This window comes from Solidesulfovibrio carbinolicus (assembly GCF_004135975.1).
In the GTDB taxonomy this organism is placed as follows: domain Bacteria; phylum Desulfobacterota; class Desulfovibrionia; order Desulfovibrionales; family Desulfovibrionaceae; genus Solidesulfovibrio; species Solidesulfovibrio carbinolicus.
This window is the reverse complement of record NZ_CP026538.1, coordinates 3702158-3718931: the sequence shown is the minus strand read 5'-3', so window position 1 is coordinate 3718931 and position 16774 is coordinate 3702158. Positions and strand designations below refer to the sequence as shown.

12 protein-coding genes are annotated in these 16774 nt (G+C 65.1%); 5 read left to right on the top strand and 7 right to left on the bottom strand.

From position 1 onward, the window contains the following. Window positions 1-86: 86 nt before the first annotated feature. The 7 genes from C3Y92_RS16605 to C3Y92_RS16575 form a co-directional block, all read right to left on the bottom strand. Window positions 87-1286, bottom strand: coding sequence for an iron-containing alcohol dehydrogenase (locus C3Y92_RS16605; protein ID WP_129354426.1), 1200 nt, complete (start codon window positions 1284-1286; stop codon window positions 87-89). 298 nt (window positions 1287-1584) lie between these two features. Beyond that, window positions 1585-1914 carry a hypothetical protein gene (locus tag C3Y92_RS16600; RefSeq protein ID WP_129354424.1) on the bottom strand — a complete coding sequence of 110 codons (330 nt, stop codon included), beginning with the start codon at window positions 1912-1914 and terminating at the stop codon, window positions 1585-1587. Window positions 1915-2109: 195 nt separating this feature from the next. Next, window positions 2110-3666 carry a DHA2 family efflux MFS transporter permease subunit gene (locus C3Y92_RS16595; RefSeq protein ID WP_129354422.1) on the bottom strand — a complete coding sequence of 519 codons (1557 nt, stop codon included), beginning with the start codon at window positions 3664-3666 and terminating at the stop codon, window positions 2110-2112. A gap of 6 nt (window positions 3667-3672) precedes the next feature. Continuing rightward, window positions 3673-4887, bottom strand: a complete 1215-nt coding sequence (locus C3Y92_RS16590; protein ID WP_129354420.1) for an HlyD family secretion protein — start codon at window positions 4885-4887, stop codon at window positions 3673-3675. After that, window positions 4884-5354: a MarR family winged helix-turn-helix transcriptional regulator gene (locus C3Y92_RS16585; RefSeq protein ID WP_129354418.1), complete on the bottom strand. Its 471-nt coding sequence runs from the start codon at window positions 5352-5354 to the stop codon at window positions 4884-4886. Before C3Y92_RS16585 ends, C3Y92_RS16590 begins: the two co-directional genes overlap by 4 nt. Before the next feature lie 132 nt (window positions 5355-5486). Further along, window positions 5487-5720, bottom strand: a complete 234-nt coding sequence (locus C3Y92_RS16580) for a hypothetical protein (protein WP_129354416.1) — start codon at window positions 5718-5720, stop codon at window positions 5487-5489. Window positions 5721-6123: 403 nt separating this feature from the next. Then, window positions 6124-6915 carry a methyltransferase domain-containing protein gene (locus tag C3Y92_RS16575; RefSeq protein ID WP_129354414.1) on the bottom strand — a complete coding sequence of 264 codons (792 nt, stop codon included), beginning with the start codon at window positions 6913-6915 and terminating at the stop codon, window positions 6124-6126. A gap of 693 nt (window positions 6916-7608) precedes the next feature. Here C3Y92_RS16575 and C3Y92_RS16570 point away from each other — a divergent pair. The 5 genes from C3Y92_RS16570 (at window position 7609) to C3Y92_RS16550 (ending at window position 16770) form a co-directional block, all read left to right on the top strand. After that, window positions 7609-9879, top strand: coding sequence for a methyl-accepting chemotaxis protein (locus tag C3Y92_RS16570; RefSeq protein ID WP_129354412.1), 2271 nt, complete (start codon window positions 7609-7611; stop codon window positions 9877-9879). 198 nt (window positions 9880-10077) lie between these two features. After that, window positions 10078-10704 (top strand): uracil phosphoribosyltransferase, encoded by a 627-nt coding sequence (upp, locus tag C3Y92_RS16565; protein WP_129354410.1) that lies wholly within the window; start codon window positions 10078-10080, stop codon window positions 10702-10704. Between the two features lie 44 nt (window positions 10705-10748). After that, complete coding sequence (locus C3Y92_RS16560; RefSeq protein WP_129354408.1) at window positions 10749-11996, top strand: uracil-xanthine permease family protein; 1248 nt, start codon at window positions 10749-10751, stop codon at window positions 11994-11996. A 1078-nt stretch (window positions 11997-13074) separates the two neighbouring features. Then, on the top strand, window positions 13075-14745 hold the full coding sequence (locus tag C3Y92_RS16555) for a glycosyltransferase (RefSeq protein WP_129354406.1): 1671 nt from the start codon (window positions 13075-13077) through the stop codon (window positions 14743-14745). A gap of 45 nt (window positions 14746-14790) precedes the next feature. Then, complete coding sequence (locus C3Y92_RS16550) at window positions 14791-16770, top strand: polysaccharide deacetylase family protein (protein ID WP_129354404.1); 1980 nt, start codon at window positions 14791-14793, stop codon at window positions 16768-16770. The last annotated feature ends 4 nt before the right edge of the window (window positions 16771-16774 follow it).

Genomic DNA, 16774 nt, shown 5'->3' with positions numbered 1-16774 from the left:
CGGACCCCTGACATGGGAGAGGTCGGAGCGAAACGGGCGGATGGGCGCGCGAGCGAAAGCTCGCGCGCCCATCCGCCCGTTTCGCGTTAGAGCGTGTGCTGAAAGATGCGCTCCACGATGGCGCTGTCCACGCGGATGGGCGCGTATTGCAAGAGCGCCTTGGCCGGGGGCGACTTGACGGCCAGACGGGTCAGGGCCGGCACGTCGGCGCCGGTGAAATAGGCGGTCATGGTGGCCGGCTGCCCCAGGCTGTCCAGCCACTGGCGCAGCCTGGCCACGGCCACGTCGGTCTCGCCGGGATTGCCCGTCAGGTCCGGGGCGATGGGGTGGAGCAGGGCGGCCAGGATCTCCGGGGTGGCCGGGTAGATTTCGCGCATAACGGCCGGCAGCAGGATGCCCAGCCCCTCGCCGTGGGCCACGTCGGGGTTGATGGCGCTCATGGCGTTTTCCAGGGCGTGGACAAGATGCAGGCTGCCGCAATCGACGGCGATGCCGGCGATGGCCGAGGCGTAGGTGAGCCAGTAGCGGGCGTTGAGGTTCCCGGGCTGGCGGATGGCCGTGGGCAGAAACGAGGCGATGATGCGCACGGCGTCCTTGGCCAGGCTGATGGAGTAGGGCGAGGCCGTGGTGGCCGTGGCCGCCTCCAGGGCGTGGCACAGGGCGTCCAGGGCCGTGGCCACGGTATGGCGCGGCGGCAGGGAGACAGTCAGGCTCGGATCGTCGATGGCCTGGGTCGGGTAGAGATGCGGCGAGCGGATGGCGTGCTTGTTTTCGCCGTCGGTCTGGGCCGTGGCCGTGGCCGTGCATTCCGAACCCGAGCCGTGGGTGGTGTTGACCACGACCAGGGGCAGGGAGCAGCTGACGGCGGCTTTGCCGGAAAAGAAGTCGGACGCCTTCTTGCCGGGATGGGCCAGCAGGGCGGCGGCGATCTTGGCGGCGTCGATGACGCTGCCGCCGCCGATGGCCAGGACGGCCTGGGCCTTGGCCTCGCGCCCGGCCGTGGCGGCGGCGTCGCCGTTGGCCAGGGTGGGATTGGGGCGCACGTCGTTAAAAAGCGTCCAGGCGACCTGGGCGTCCAGGGCCGGGCGCACGGTCTCCCAGGCCCCGCTGGCCTTGGCGGCCACGGCGTCGGTGACGACCAGGACCGCGCTCTGGCCGCCCCTGGCCAGATCGGCCAACACGCCGTCGATGCGGGACAACGCGCCGATGCCGAAAACCGTGTTGGGCCTCGTGGGTTGCAGGGTAAAAACGTGGTTGAGGTCGATCTTGCAATGCCAGTTGCCCATGCCAGTCCTCCGGAGTGCGGTTGGGAGATTGTCGGACGGACGGGTCCGGGGGCAGGACATCAATTCCCGTGCCAGCCTGGGAAAGACTGGCCTTTCGGACTATATCGGAAAGTCGATGACGGTTTTGCGCGGTCAAATCACCCCGCTTGCGGGAAAGCGGCCCGGGAAAAGCGGGATTTTGGGGCGCGGGGCGGCGGTTTGAGGTGATGGGTAGAAAAGAAACAGCCGGTTGCGAGGCTGGGAATTAATGACTCGTTCTCGGACCCGGCCTGTCGGGCCGGGTCCGAGAACGGCATATTTACTTGGAAATGGTGGTGGAGCGGTTGACGTCGGCGCTGTTGCCCTGGGGGCCGGTGTAGGTGGTGGTGTTGTTCCAGGTCTTGGTGGCCGGGTTCCATTGGCCTTGGGAGGTGCGGTTGACGGACTGGTTGGCCGGGCCGGTGGTGGTGGCGCTTCGGGTGTAGCCGCCGGGGGTGCGGGTGGTGGTGGCCTCGTTGGTGACGGTGCGGTCGCCGGGACCGGTGACCGTGGATTTGCGTTTGAAGGCCTGGGCCTCGGCGGCGCAAAGGACAAGGCCCAGGCAGACGGCGGCGACGGCGGCGCGGACGGCGTTTTGGGCGGGCGACATGGAAGCGGCTCCTTGGTTTGGCACAACGTTTGGGGGCGCGGGATGCGCTCTTTTCGCCATAGCCCATAAGCGAGGAGCGTGCCAGAAGCGCGCCGTGAAAAAAGTCCGCGCCAACCAAAGGGTTGGCGCGGACAGGGAAATACTGGACGGCAAAAGGCTGGGGACGGGCTGTCTAAGTGCCGAAATGCCGGCGGATCAGTGCATGCCTTCGGGCATTTTCGAGCCCATGGGCGGTTTTTTCATGATCCACATGAGCACGGCCAGGCCCAGGAACAGTTGGCCCTGGGCGTGGAACACGTCGCAAAAGGCCATGGCGTTGGCCTGCTTGAGCAGCAGCTTGTACAGCGCGCCCGAGGCGGTTTGCGAGGCGTCGTAGAGTCCCAGGACCTTGGGCGCGAGGTAGGCGGTCAGGCGTTCCTTGGCCGACTGGTAGGAAAGGTCGTAGGGCGTGAGGTTTTCGATGAGCCGGGCCTGGTGGAACTGGGCACGCCGGGCGAGCAGCGTGGTGACGAAGGCCACGCCGAAGGAGCCGCCGAGGTTTCGCAGCAGATTGAACACGGCCGAGGCGTTGTTCATGCCTTCGCGCGGAATAAAGGCCATGGTGAGGTAGGACAGGGGCACGAAGAAAAAGGCGATGCCGATGGCCTGGACGTTGCGGGCGGCGATGGCCGTGCCGATGTCGATGTCCAGCGAAAAACCGGCCATGCGAAAAAGCGAATAGGCGCTGATGCAAAGCCCGATGCACAAGAGAATCCGGGCGTCGATCTTGGTGGTGGCCTTGCCGACAATGGGCAGGATGGCCAGCATGATGAGTCCGCCCGGGCCAAGGACCACGCCCGAGAGAAAGGCCGTGTAGCCCATGAGGTTTTGCAGATAGAGGGGCAGCAGCACGATGGAGCCGAAAAAGGCGAAAAACCCGAAGAACATGACGATGTTGCCCATGGCGAAGGTGCGGTCGGCAAAGACCTTGAGATCGACCACGGGATGCTTGCAGCGCAGCTCCCAGATAAGAAAGGCCGACAGGCACACCCCGGCGATGACGGACAGCGTGAGGATGTAGTCGGCGCTAAACCAGTCGTCCTGCTGGCCCTTGTCCAGGACGATCTGCAGGCAGCCAAGCCCGAGGCTCAAAAGGGCCAGCCCCAGATAGTCCACGGCGTCGCCGGCCTTGCGGCGCTCCAGATAATCCGGATCTTTGATGTAAAACCAGATGAGCGCCATGGCCAGGATGCCGACGGGCACGTTGATGTTGAAAATCCAGCGCCAGGAATAATTGTCGGTGATGTAGCCGCCCAGAAGCGGCCCGAGGATGGGGCCAAGCACCGCGCCCATGGCGAAGATGGCCATGGCCAGGCCGCGTTCCTTGGGCGGATAGGCTTCAAGCAGGATGGCCTGGGACATGGGCTGGAGTCCGCCGCCGCCGATGCCCTGGATGATGCGGAAAAACACCAGCATCCCGAGGTTGGTGGCCAGGCCGCAGCACATGGAGGCGATGGTGAAGACGGTGACCGACCACAGCAGATAGTTGCGCCGCCCCAGGAGCTTGGAGAGAAAGCCGCTGATGGGGATGACGATGGCGTTGGAGACGAGATACGAGGTGAGCACCCAGGTCACCTCGTCCTGGCCGGCCGACAGGCTGCCCTGGATGTGGCCCAGGGCCACGTTGGCGATGGAGGTGTCGAGAATCTCGATCAGCGTCGGCACCATCACCGCCAGGGTGATGAGCCATTTGTTGGGGGCTTGTTCGGCCATGGGGCGTTACTTGGTGTGGATCACGGGCACCACGCTCATGCCCAGACGCAGTTGGGGGAGCTTGTCGGCCGCGCTCTTGTCGAAAACGATCTTGACCGGGATGCGCTGAACGATTTTCACGTAGTTGCCCGAGGCGTTTTCCGAGGGGAAAAGGGAAAACACCGAGCCTGTGCCGGCCTGGATGGACTCCACCGTGCCGGTGATGGCATGGCCCGGGAAGGTGTCCACCTCGATGTCCACGCTCTGGCCCGGGCGCACGTCGCGCAACTGGGTTTCCTTGAAATTGGCCGTGACCCACAGGTCCTTGGAATCCAGCGGCACCACGGTCATGAGCGCCTGTCCGGCGGCCACCAGCCGGCCGGATTCGATCTGCTTTTTGGTCACATGCCCGGCCACCGGGGCGGTGATGCGGGTGTAGGACAGGTTGAGCTCGGCTTGTTTGACCTTTTGCCGGGCCAGTTCCACCTTGGCCCGCTGGGCAGCGGCCTCGCGGGTCTGGATGACGGCCTGTTCCTCGCCGGTCTGGGCCAGCTCGATTTCCGAGCGCAGTCGCTTGATGACGGCTTCGATGGACTCCAGGCGGCGGCCGGCCCCGTCGGCCTTGGCCTTGGCGGCCCGCAGCTGGGCCTCGTGGGCCCGGCGCTTGTTTTCGATGCTGTCGAGATCGGACTGGGACACGGCGTCCTTGGTGCGCAGCTGGCTGATGCGGGCGTGATCGAGCTTGTCCTGGTCGAGCTGGGCCTCAATCTGGGCGGCCTCCTGCACGGCGGCGTCATGTTCCTTGACGGCCTGGTCCAGGCTGCGCTGCTCGCTTTCGAGCTGGGCCCGGGCGCCGGTGACCTTGGACGAGGTCTGGGAGCGCTGCAGCGGCACGCCCAGTTCCTGGGCGGCCAGCTGGCTTTCGGCGGCGGCCAGATCGGCCCGGGCCTGGGCCAGGGCCACCTCGTAGTCCGTGGGGTCCAGCACGGCCAGCACGTCGCCGGCGGCCACAAGCTGGTTGTCTTCCACCGGCGCTTCGTCCACGTAGCCGGCCACGCGCGGCGTGATGGGATGGATGCGGCCGTCCACGAAGGCGTCGTCGGTGGACACCTTGCCCCGGGCGTAGAGATAATACCCCAGCGACAGCAGGGCCACGGCGGCCACGGCCAGGACCAGGACGCGTTTTTTGCGGTCGGCCGGCTGGCCTTCGGGCTTGTGCTTGGGGCGGAAGGAAAGTTTCATGGGGCGTCCTTGGTTTCGGGCAGGCGGTCGAGCCGGGCTTCGATGCGGGCGAGCAGATCGCGCAGGACGGCCTTGTCGTTCTCGGTAAGATCGGCGTAGGCGGCATCGGCAAAGGCCTGGACGATGGGCACAAGTGCCCGGGCCAGGGCACGTCCGGCTTCGGTGAGGTAGAGGCGCTGGGAACGTCGGTCGCCCGGATCACGTTGCCGCGTGAGCAGCTCCCTGGCTTCCAGCCGGTCCAGGATGCGGGTGATGGTGGTCTTGTCCTTGACGGTGCGTTCGCCCAGGGCCACCTGGGTGAGGCCTTCGTTTTCCAGCAGCCGGTAGAGCACCACCCACTGGTCCGGGGTCACGTCGTGGCCGGCGGCCAGAAAGGCCCGGCGCAGGGCGATCTTGATCCGGGCGGCGGCATGGCCCACGGCATAGCCGATGGCGCTGTCGATGTCGTAGCGGCAGGCTTTATCCATGACGCCTCTAAAGTTTTCGCGGCAACAGTTGCTGTCGGGAAAATAACGATGACAACCATTGACGTCAAGGGACGTAAAAAACGCCGCCTCCCGGAGTCCGGGCGGCGGCGTTCTCCCCTCACAGAAAACGAACTACTTTTTGCCCTTTTTGGCCTTGGGGGCGGCAGCCTTGTCCGGGCCGGGGTAGTTGGCGACCATGCCGCCCATCTTCATGCACTCATTGACGCTGGCGGTCATGACGGTCTTGTCGCCGACCTTGCACTCCCAGGTCTTTTTGGGGGCGGCTTTGGCCTTGCCCTTGGCGAAGGCCGGGGCGGCGGACAGGGCGAGCGACAGGGCGGCGGCGAAAACGATGAACTTTTTCATGGGATCCCTCCTCGAACGGAACATTTTCCCGTGGAATATAACGCTGTGCGGGGGAGCGCAAGAGATGGCGCGGCAGAAAATGCGAGGCGATTGCATCGTGTCGGCGTGACGCCCGGAACGGCGCAACAGCCCGGGCCGTTGCAAGCGAGCGCGACGGGCTGGCGGACCGCCGGAGTTTTTGCGACCTGCCCGTGCTCCCGGCGGTGCGACGTCCAGTGGCTGCCGGACGATCATGACCAAATTGCAATGCAGCCGGCTCCCTGGCGCAGGGACAGAAAACAGGTCGGCATGCTGCGAAAGTCGCCGACCGAGGCGTCGCATGGCGAAACCTTGCAGGGTGCGGCGTCGCTTGGTCAGGCGAGGCCTGGTCTGGTCTCGAAGCCTCGGAACAAGGCTTGCGCCGCTACCGGCGAAGGACCAGATACACCGTGCTGGTCAGCAGATCGTCCCGGGAATGGACGCACAACAGTTGCGGCGGCGGGACATGCTCCGGCGACACGGGCGTGGTTTTCAGGCGCACCGGGACAAGCCCCGAGCCTTCGACGTGGTGCAGGAGCTGGCGCACCGTGAGCCGGTTGAGGTCCAGGAACTGTTCGACCAGATGCTTCTTGTAGGCGGCGAAATCGTTTTGGGCGTAGAGCAGATCGCCCTTTTCCGGATTGGCGTCGTGGTCGCCCGCGGCCTTGGCCAGGGCGATAAAGGCGGCGTTGCTCATGAGCAGATGGGCCCAGGGCTTGTCCACCAGCCGGCGCAGATGGGAGCCGTAGGGCGAGCAGTAAAGCGGATCGATCTGGATGAGGCAGTGCCCGCCCGGGCGCAGGGCCAGGCGCAGGGCCTCCAGGGCGGCCGGGATGTCCGGCAGGTGCTCGAAGACCGACCAGCTGTAGGCGGCGTCGAAGGAGTCCGGGGCAAAGGGCAGGCGGCAGTCCGGTCCCGACTGGACAAAGGCCAGGTTTGGGGGCGGCGTGGGGCTGCCGGTATTGGCGGCCAGACGCTCGGGCAGGTGGGCAAAGGACGGATGGACGTCCACGCCGACCACGAACCCCACGCCCAGTGCCGCCGCGCCAGCGGCGGTGATGCCGTCGCCGCAGCCGAAGTCGAGGATTCTCGTCCCGGCCAGGGGCATGTATTGGGCCAGCAGGCCGCAGGCGATGCGGGCGGCCTGCATGTAGTGGCTGGAAAACCAGGAGTCCATGGCGTCTCGCTTGTCGCGTGAAGTCGAGCCAGGGTTTTCTAGCAGGGCGCAGCGCAAAAGTCATGGCCGTTCGTCGCGTGTCGCGTCCACGAAAGCGCCCATGGCGTTGTGTAGGCAAAGGACTACGGGAGTGCTTTTTCATCATAAATGCCATCACATCAATGCCATCACATCCTTCAGGGGTCGCGACACAAGGCGCGGGCGACCGTTCCACGTGTCGCCGCTGTCCGTCCGTTCCGCTGCCGGGTTCCCCCAGGCCCAGGGGCACGAGGAAATCCGTGGCCGTGTTTGCGGGCCAAAGGACCGGGCAGGCCAGGATAAGGAGAAGCAAGCGGTGCGCGAATGCTGTGGGCCTAAGGCCTCCTGGCTGGGGCCAAAACGTCGCCTGCAGTAGGGTTGCGGTGTTGGTATATAGCATGGCCTATCGGCTGATTCAAGCCGGCTTTGGGGATGCGGCAACGATTCGGCGGTTAGCGAAATCGTCGTTTCAGAGTTTTTCCGTATTGCATGAGGCAGCCTTGAGTGGTATTCCTTATAATCCACTTTTGTCGCTGCGAGAATTGTTGTTGTTCGCGGTTTGTTGTTCTCGGCGCCGGCAGGAGGATGGCCGCATCCTGTATCGGTAGTATTGGTCTTGGTATTGGTTTCGTTGTTTATGATAGTCACTTTCAATTGACGCCGTAGGAGGAGCCCATGCAGCTCAAATCCATTCAAACCAAGATCGTGCTTCTTGCTGGCGTCTGCCTGCTCGTGACGTCGGCCGCGCTGGTCGGCTACAGCCTGTATTCGGCCGGCAAAAACCAGACCCTGGTGTCGCAACGGGTGGGTAAACTCTTGGAAGAAGAGGCCAAGCGCAACCTGGCCAGCCTAGCCGCCAGCCAGGCCGCCGTCATCCAGAGCGCCCTGGAAGACAACCTGGTGACCGCCCGGACCCTGGGCAAGGTTTTTGAAGTGGTGCGGGAGAAAGCCGCCGCCAAGGCCGCTAGCGGGAACATCGACAATCCCGTCCGCAATACCCTCGACACGATTCTCCACGAAGTGCTCAAGAACAATCCCCAGTATCTGGGCACGTATTCCGCCTGGGAACCGGGAGCCCTGGACGGGCGCGACGGGGAGTTCGCCGGCGCGGCCAAGGACGACCATGACGAGACCGGCCGGTTCGTGCCCTACTGGAACCGCGACAAGGCCGGCAAGATCGCCCGCCAGCCCCTGGTCGAGTTCGAAAGCCAGGACCGCCACCCCAACGGCGTGCGCAAGGGCGGCTGGTACCTCTGGCCCCGGGAGTCGGGCAAGGAAAGTGTGCTTGATCCCTTTCCCTACATCGTCCAGGGCAAGCAGGAGTGGCTGACCACCTTGTCCGTGCCCGTCAAAAAGGACGGCAAGTTCCTGGGCGTGGCCGGCACCGACCTGCGCCTGGATTTCTTGCAAGAGCTGGCCAAGAAGGTCGATACGCATCTCTACGGCGGCAAGGGCGACGTGGCCATCATCAGTCATGACGGTCTGGTCGTGGCCAGCAGCGAAAAGCCCGACGCCGTGGGCCAGCCCCTGTCCGTCATTTCCAAGGACTGGGAGGAACTGGCCAAGGCGGTCAAGGACGGCAAGACCCTAACCGACGTCAGCGACGCCACCGGCAATTACCGGGCCCTGTCCACCATCACCCTGGGCCGCACCGATCGGCCCTGGGCCGTGCTCATCCGGGTGCATCCCGACATCGTTTTGGCCGAGCGCCACGCCCTGGTCGCCGACATGGCCGCCCAGGGCAGGCAAGCGGCCTGGTGGCAGGTCGGGGTGGGGCTTGGCGTCACCATCCTGGCCCTTGGCGTCATGTGGCTTTTCGCCGCCGGCATGGTGCGGCCCCTGCGCCTGGCCGCCGGCTTTGCCGAAAAGGTGGCCCAGGGCGACTTCTCCCACAGCCTGGACGTCAAGCAGGCCGACGAAATCGGCGTGTTGGCCGGGGCGCTCACCCGCATGGTGGACAACCTCAAAAAGATGATCGCCCAGGCCGAGGACAAGAGCCGCGAGGCCGCCGCCGAAGCCGAGCGCGCCCGGGCCGCCGTGGCCGAGGCCGAACAGGCCCGGGCCGATGCAGCCGCCGCCCAGCGCCGGGGAGCGCTTGACGCCGCCGCCCGCATCGAGGATGTGGCCCGGGCCGTGGCCGCCGCCTCCTCGGACCTGGCCTCCCAGATCGACCAGTCCAAGCAAGGGGCCGACATCCAGCGTCAGCACGCCGGGGAAACGGCCACGGCCATGGAGGAAATGAACGCCACCGTGCTCGAGGTGGCCAGAAACGCTTCCGAGGCCGCCCTGGGCGCCGGCACGGCCCGGGACAAGGCCCAGGTCGGGGCCGACGTGGTGCGCCAGGTGGTGGCCGCCATCGGCGGCGTCCAGGAACGGGCCGCCGCCCTGCGCGGCCACATGGACGACCTCGGCCGCCAGGCCGAGGGCATCGGCAACATCATCGGCGTCATCTCCGACATCGCCGACCAGACCAACCTGCTGGCCCTTAACGCCGCCATCGAGGCGGCCCGGGCCGGCGAGGCCGGGCGCGGCTTTGCCGTCGTTGCCGACGAGGTGCGAAAGCTGGCCGAAAAGACCATGACCGCCACCAGCGAGGTGGGCACGGCGGTGCGGGCCATCCAGGCCGGGGCCAAAGCCAGCATCGAGGGCGTGGAGGGCGCGGCCCGAGCCGTGGATCAGGCCACCGACCTGGCCGGCCGCTCCGGGCAGGTGCTGGGCGAGATCGTCACTATCGTGGAGCAGTCCGCCGATCAGGTTCGCTCCATCGCCACGGCTTCGGAAGAGCAGTCCGCGGCCAGCGAGCAGATCAACCGGGCGGTCGAGGACATCAACCGCATTTCCGACGACACGGCCCAGTCCATGGCCCGGGCCGCCGGTTCGGTGGAGGAGCTGGCCGAGCAGGCCGAAAGCCTCACCCGGCTGGTGGATTCCCTCAAGGCCGGCTAGCGCGTTTCGTCCCAAAGTCGGACACCATGGGAGGCGGCCTTGGGGTCGCCTCCCATTTTTCTTGACCGGACCCGTCCAAGCCGGCACAAATCCGCCGGGCGCGTCTTGCCCATGGCCTGGGAAGGCCGTTTCATGCTAGGCCCGGGAAGCGATAACGCCGATCCGGCCCCGTCCCACCCGTAACCCAGGAGCGCGTCCATGCCCGTCACCGTCGTCGACCACCCGCTGGTGCGCCACAAGCTCGGCTTGTTGCGCGAAAACAACATCAGCACGAAAAATTTCCGCGAACTGGCCAACGAAATCGGCCGGCTGCTCACCTACGAAGCCACCAAGTCCCTGCCCACCGAAAAAAAGACGATCCACGGCTGGGCCGGCCCGGTGGAAGTGGACCAGATCGTTGGCAAGAAAATCACCGTGGTGCCCATCCTGCGGGCCGGTCTGGGCATGATGGACGGCGTCGTGGACATGATCCCCGGCGTCAAGGTCAGCGTGGTCGGCATGTACCGCAACGAGGAAACCCTCGAGCCGGTGCGCTACTACGTCAAGCTGGCCAAGAAAATCCACAAGCGCCACGCCATGATCCTCGACCCCATGCTGGCCACCGGCGGCACGCTTGTGGCCACCATCAACCTGCTCAAGGAAGCCGGCTGCCGCCGCATCATGGGCCTGTTTCTGGTCTGCGCCCCCGAGGGCCTGGCCCGGCTGGAGAAAGAGCATCCCGACGTCGAGGTCTACACCGCCGCCATCGACGAGCGGCTCAATGAAAACGGCTACATCCTGCCCGGCCTTGGCGACGCGGGAGACAAGATTTTCGGCACCAAATAGGGGGCGCGCCCGGGCGTTTCCGGGCGCGGCGCAAGGAGGGAGACATGGCTTTGGACACGGGCAAGGACTACCAACTGCGGCTGCGGGATTTTCCCGTGGGCGCGCAAATGCTTTTCGTGGCCTTTGGGGCCTTGGTGCTGGTGCCGCTTTTGACGGGCCTTAATCCCAACGTGGCCCTTTTTTGCGCCGGTGTGGGCACGCTGATCTATCAGGTGCTGACCAAGTTTCGCATTCCGATTTTCCTGGGTTCCTCGTTCGCCTTTATCGCGCCCATCATGTTTTGCGTCAAAACCTACGGCGTGCCGGCCACCCTTGGGGCCCTGGCCTGCGTGGGCCTGGCCTACGCCGGGGCGGCGGCGCTCATCAAATGGCGCGGCGTGGGCATTCTCATGAAGCTTTTGCCCACCATCGTCACCGGCCCGGTCATCATGGTCATCGGCCTCATCCTGGCCCCGGTCGGGGTGTTCATGGCCATGGGCAAGACCGGCGACGGCGCGGCCGTGCTCTATCCCCAGGCCACGGCCATGGGCGTGTCGTTTTTCTCCCTGGCCGTCACCGTGCTGGTGGCCATCCGGGGCCGGGGGCTTTTGAAGCTCGTGCCCATCCTGTGCGGCATCGGCGCGGGCTATGTGGCCAGCCTGTTTTTGGGCCTGGTCGATTTCGCCCCCGTGGCCGCCGCGCCGTGGTTCGCCATGCCGTCCTTTGTCGGGCCGGAATTCAATATCGACGCCATCCTGGTCATCGTGCCCGTGGCCATCGCCCCCATCATCGAGCATTTCGGCGGCGTCATCGCCATCGGCCAGGTGACTGGCCGCAACTATCTGGAAAACCCCGGCGTCCACCGGTCGCTCATGGGCGACGGCGTGGCCACCTTCCTGGCCGGCTGCCTGGGCGGACCGCCGCTCACCACCTACGCCGAAGTCACGGGCGCGGTGTCGCTGATTAAAATTTATAATCCGGCGCTGATGACCTGGGCCGCCGTCACGGCCATCTGTCTGGCCTTTATCGGCAAGCTCGGAGCGCTGCTCCAAACCATCCCCACCCCGGTCATGGGCGGCATCATGCTGCTGCTGTTCGGGGCCATCATGGTGGTCGGGCTCAACTCCCTGGTACGCGAGGGGGCCGATCTCATGGAGCCGCGCAACATGGCCATCGTGGCCCTGGTCATCGTCCTTGGCATGGGCAAGATGGCCTTTTCCTTCGGCGGCATCCATCTGGAAGGCATCGGCCTGGCCGGCGTGGTCGGCGTGGTCTTAAACGCCGTGCTGCCGCGAACCGCCAAGGACGCCTGAACGAAGTCTTGCCGCGCCCGCGCCGGAAATCCCTCCGGCAGGCAGGTCAGGGGAGGCCTCCACATCCCCGCCCCGGGCCCCTTGAGACCTGGGCAATGCGACAAAAAACGCGCCCCGAAAGTATCCGGGGCGCGTTTTTGGTGGGCGCAAAGTGGCACGGAGATTGCTGCTTTCTTCGACAATCGGAGGGTATCCCCATGTTTGTCGAAAAGCTTGTCCTGGTTTCCCTGGTGGTTGCCTGCTGCTTTGCGCTGTCGCGCCTGGCTGACGCCGTGCTCAAACCCCGGATTGCCGATTAACGAAATAAGAAAGTGAAACGTCGGGCAGCGCACGCGGCCCGGCAGGCTGCTCACGGAACCGGCTCTTTGGGCCGGTTCCGTTTTTTGGGGACTGCCGTTCCCGCACCCATTGCCTGGGGAGAAAAATTCCCTACAAGGGAAGAATGAAACACGGAACCCACGGCGCTGGCCGATCTCGCAACGCCGGCCGTTGTTTTCTGGCCCTGGGGGCCGCCCTGATTCTGACCCTGGCCGCCGCTACCGGCGACCCCCAGGCCAATTTTCAGCCTGGATTTGGCCGCCGCCGCCACCGACGCCATGGGCGAGGTCTGCACGGCCATCAACGCCAAGTCCGGTTTCACCTGCGAGCTGATCACCACCCCGTTGCTGCTGCAGTGACCCCGGAGCCCGACGTGGTTTCCGGTCAGCGGCGAATGCAACTTCGCTGAAGTATACATAGCAATGACTTGGTTGTGTCCATGGAATAAGCCCGGTTCAGCCGGGCTTTTTCTTTGGCGTCGCTTTTGCACAGTTGCGTCTTCGGACTGGCGAGACAGGCGGCGGTTGGCGGCCCAGTCGTTGGAGAAGGGCGGCAGTGCGTCGCAAAAGTGATTTTTTTTAGTAGGATAATCGGCCGCCCGAAGCTGGCGGGAAGGCCTCTTCCGCCGGCAAGCCCGAAGCCGCCGCCGGCTGAGCATCGTAGATTGTAACAAAGTGAAACGCCGCGCCGGCGACTGGCCCGGAGAGCGGTTCGACCGGAACCGATAGATAGACACCGTGCAGCTTTGGAGGGCGCATCCATGACGGAAGTATTCCCCAGACAAAAACCTGATCGCCGTTTTCTTCCGGACATCCCCTCCAAGCAGCACACGCGGCGTCTTTCCGGGCCGCGCTATTTCTCCCAAGGACAGGCCGACGTCTACAGCGCCGACGGCAAGTACCGCTATACTTCCGGACGGACCGTGGACATCTCCGAGGGCGGCATGATGCTCGTGCCGGACAAGCCGCTGCGGGTCGGCGACAAGGCCGTGCTGCGCTTTTTCTTGAGCGCCGGCACCATGCCCGAGGGCTTTGAATCCTTTGTCAAGCTGCCGGCTCGGGTGGTGCGGGTGGACTCGGCTTCGGGCCATGTCGGCTTCGAATTCGCCAATCCGCTTTCGCAGTACCTGCGCCGCAAACGCTGGCGCTACTTCGAAACGGGGTCGCTGCTGGGCATCCTGCTGGCCCTGATCGGGGTGTGGTTCATCAAAAAAGAAAGCATTTTCTATTTCTGGTTCGACGTGCCGGTTTTCCTCTACGGCCTGTGCGCCGTCTTCTACCTGCTCTCACGCTTTTTCTTCGCCGCCCTCTACCGGCCCTACAAAATCACGCCCGGCTACCAGCCCAGCGTCACCATCGTCATCCCCTGCTTCAACGAGGAAGAGTGGATCGAAAAGACCATCCACGGCTGCCTCAACCAGCTCTATCCCGAGGAACTGCTCGAAGTCATCGTGGTGGACGACGGCAGCTCGGACAATTCCGTGGCCGTGGCCCGGGCCGTGCGCGACAAGATCTACGACGAAGCCGGCGACCGGCTCGTCGTCCACGCCTTCCCGGAAAACCGGGGAAAACGCCATGCCCTGGCCGCCGGAGCCCGCATGGCCAAGGGCGAGCTTGTGCTCTTCGTCGATTCCGACAGCTTCCTGCAGCCCGACGCCGTGCTCCACGTGGTCCAGCCCTTTCACGACCCCCACATCGGCGGCGCGGCCGGACGTTGCGAGGTCGAAAACAAATGGACCAACATTTTAACGCGAATGCAGGCCGTGCGCTATTTCATCGGCTTTCGCATCTTCAAGGCGGCCGAGAGCATTTTCGACGTGGTCACCTGCCTGTCCGGCCCCCTGGCCTGCTACCGCAGGACCGTGCTCATGCGCTACCTCGACGCCTGGGAGAGCCAGACTTTCCTGGGGCGGCCGGCCACCTTCGGCGATGACCGCAGCCTGACGAACTTCATCCTGGGCAGCCACTACGCCGTGTACCAGCACACCGCCGTGTGCAACACCATCGTGCCTTCCACCTACGGCAAGTTTTTCACCCAACAGATGCGCTGGAAACGCTCCTGGCTGCGCGAGAGCCTGCGGGCCTGCAAGTTCATGTGGCTCAAGGAACCCTTCATGGCCATCTCCTTCTACCTGGGCCTCATCCTGCCGGTCATGGCCCCGGTGGTGGTGCTGCGGGCCTTTGTCTTCATGCCCGCCGCCTACGGCATCTGGCCCACCATGTATTTGGCCGGCGTGCTCCTTATGAGCATCCTCATGTGCACATCCTATCTGCTGCTCAAGCGGTCCAACTTGTGGCTTTACGGCGTGCCGTTCTGCTTTTTCTACCTCTTCGTGCTCCTGTGGCAGATCGTCTGGGCCTTGCTCACCTTCTGGAAGTCGGAGTGGGGCACCCGGGCGTCCAAGTACGACAAGTCCATGGCCATGGGCTAGCCGCCCCGGTAAAGGCAACAATCCTTCAGACACGGGACGTACGCCATGAGAAAATGCTTTCGCTACCTCTTCCAATACGCCATCCTGATCGTTTTTGGCTATTTCATCTACCAGACGGCCTTTCGGCGTGAGGATCCGCCTGTTCATGACCGGGCTGCCTGGACCCAGCGCGACGGTTTTGTGGCCTTAAGCTACGGCGGCATCACCATCGACGAACGCGTCCATTCCCTGGTGACCAAGGAGCGGTTGCGCGAACAGCTCGCCGCCTTGGCTAAGGCTGGCTATGAAACCGTCACGACAGCCGATCTTGTGGATTTTTATACCAAAAACAAGCCGCTCCCGGAAAAGGCCCTGTATCTGATGTTCGAAGGCGGCCGCAAGGACAGCGTGCTGTTCAGCCAGCCGGTGCTGACCGGGGTCGGGTTTAACGCGGCGCTCTACCTTTACGGCGACCATCTGACCGGCTGGAACCGGTTTTTCGTGCGCCAAAACGAGTTGCGCAAGATCGCCGACAATCCCTTCTGGGACGTCGGGGCCATGGGCTTCCATTCCGAACTCATCAACCAGACCCCTTCTGGCGGCTACGCCTACTACCTGACCGAACGCCTGGCCGCCGCCCCCGGCCGGCCCGAGGAGAGTCTGGAAGCCTTTGGCGTCCGGGTGGCCGAGGATTTCACCCTGGCCCGGACCTCCATCGAGACTCTCGGCAAGGTCACGCCCCAGGGCTACGTCTTCATGCCGGCCAACACCCTGGGCGGCAGCCTCCCCGAAGCCCTGGCCCGGCCCAACGCCGAGGCCCTGGCCGCCAACTTCCCCCTGGCCTTCACCCGCATCGGCGAGACCTACAACAGCCGCGACGTCGATCCCCGGCGGCTGACCCGTCTGCAGGTCGGCCCGGACTGGAGCGCCGAACGGCTGCTGCTGGAAATCGAATCCCGCCAGCCCCGCTCGCGCTACATGGACTTCACCCAGACCGTGCGCCAGGGCCTGTGGCAAACGACCCTGGGCGAGTTGACCGCCCTGGGCGACACGTTGGCCCTGACCCCGCCCGCCGGCAAGGACGGCTTCGCCCGCCTGCGCGGCACCGAGGGTTTCGAGAACTTCACCGTGCAGCTTAAGGCCATGCCCCCCGAGGGCGACGGCGCGGCCCTGGTCTACCTGCGCTACCGCGACTTCGAGTCCTTCCTGCGCATCCGGGTCACGGCTCAGCGGGTGACGGTCCAGGAAAAGACCGGGCCTTCGCTCAACACCATCTTCCAGTACGCCCTGCCTCTGGACCACGCCGGATCGGTAGCCCTGGACGCCTGCGTCAAGGGCAACCGGCTGCTGCTCTCCGTGGACGGCAAGGCCGTGGCCAACTATCCCATTCCGCTCACCGCCGAGACCCGCCGGGGCAGCCTGGCCCTGGGCGCCAGCGACGAAGGCGACGCCGCTCCCCAGGCCGCCGGCTTCTCCGAAATGCGCCTGGCCACCTTCCCGCCGCGCTGGATAAGCGCCCCAAACATCGCCGATGTGCCCCTGGGCGACGCCCGCACGCTGACGGCCGTGGTGCTGCCCACGGACAGCCTGGAGGCCGATCCCCTGCGCGACGCCGCCGCGCTCATCACCGCCGCGGCCGGCGGCGTGGAGGTCCATCTTGACCTGTCCGGCCAGGACCCGGCCGTGGTGGAGGAAGCCCTGGCCCGGGTGGCCGACGCTCCGGCCGGTCTGGTCTTCTCAAAGCTTCTGCGCGGCTTTGTGCTGACCCTTGGCAAGCCCGAGGACCTCGGCCGGCTGATCCAGGCCGCGACCAAGCTCAAGGCCAAGGGCTATTCCGTGGCTCTTCGCGTGGAAGCCGCAGCCGTGCCAAGGCTCCTGGAAGCCGATCTGGGCCTGGCCCCGGACTGGCTGCTCTTTGACATGCCGCCGCCGGCCGACGACACGGCGACCACTGCCCTGGAAAACCGGTTCGACCGCTCCCGGATGCTGTACCGGGCCGCCTCCCAGGCCGGCTCCGCAACCGTCTCCTACGAAGTGAAGGGGTAGCGCC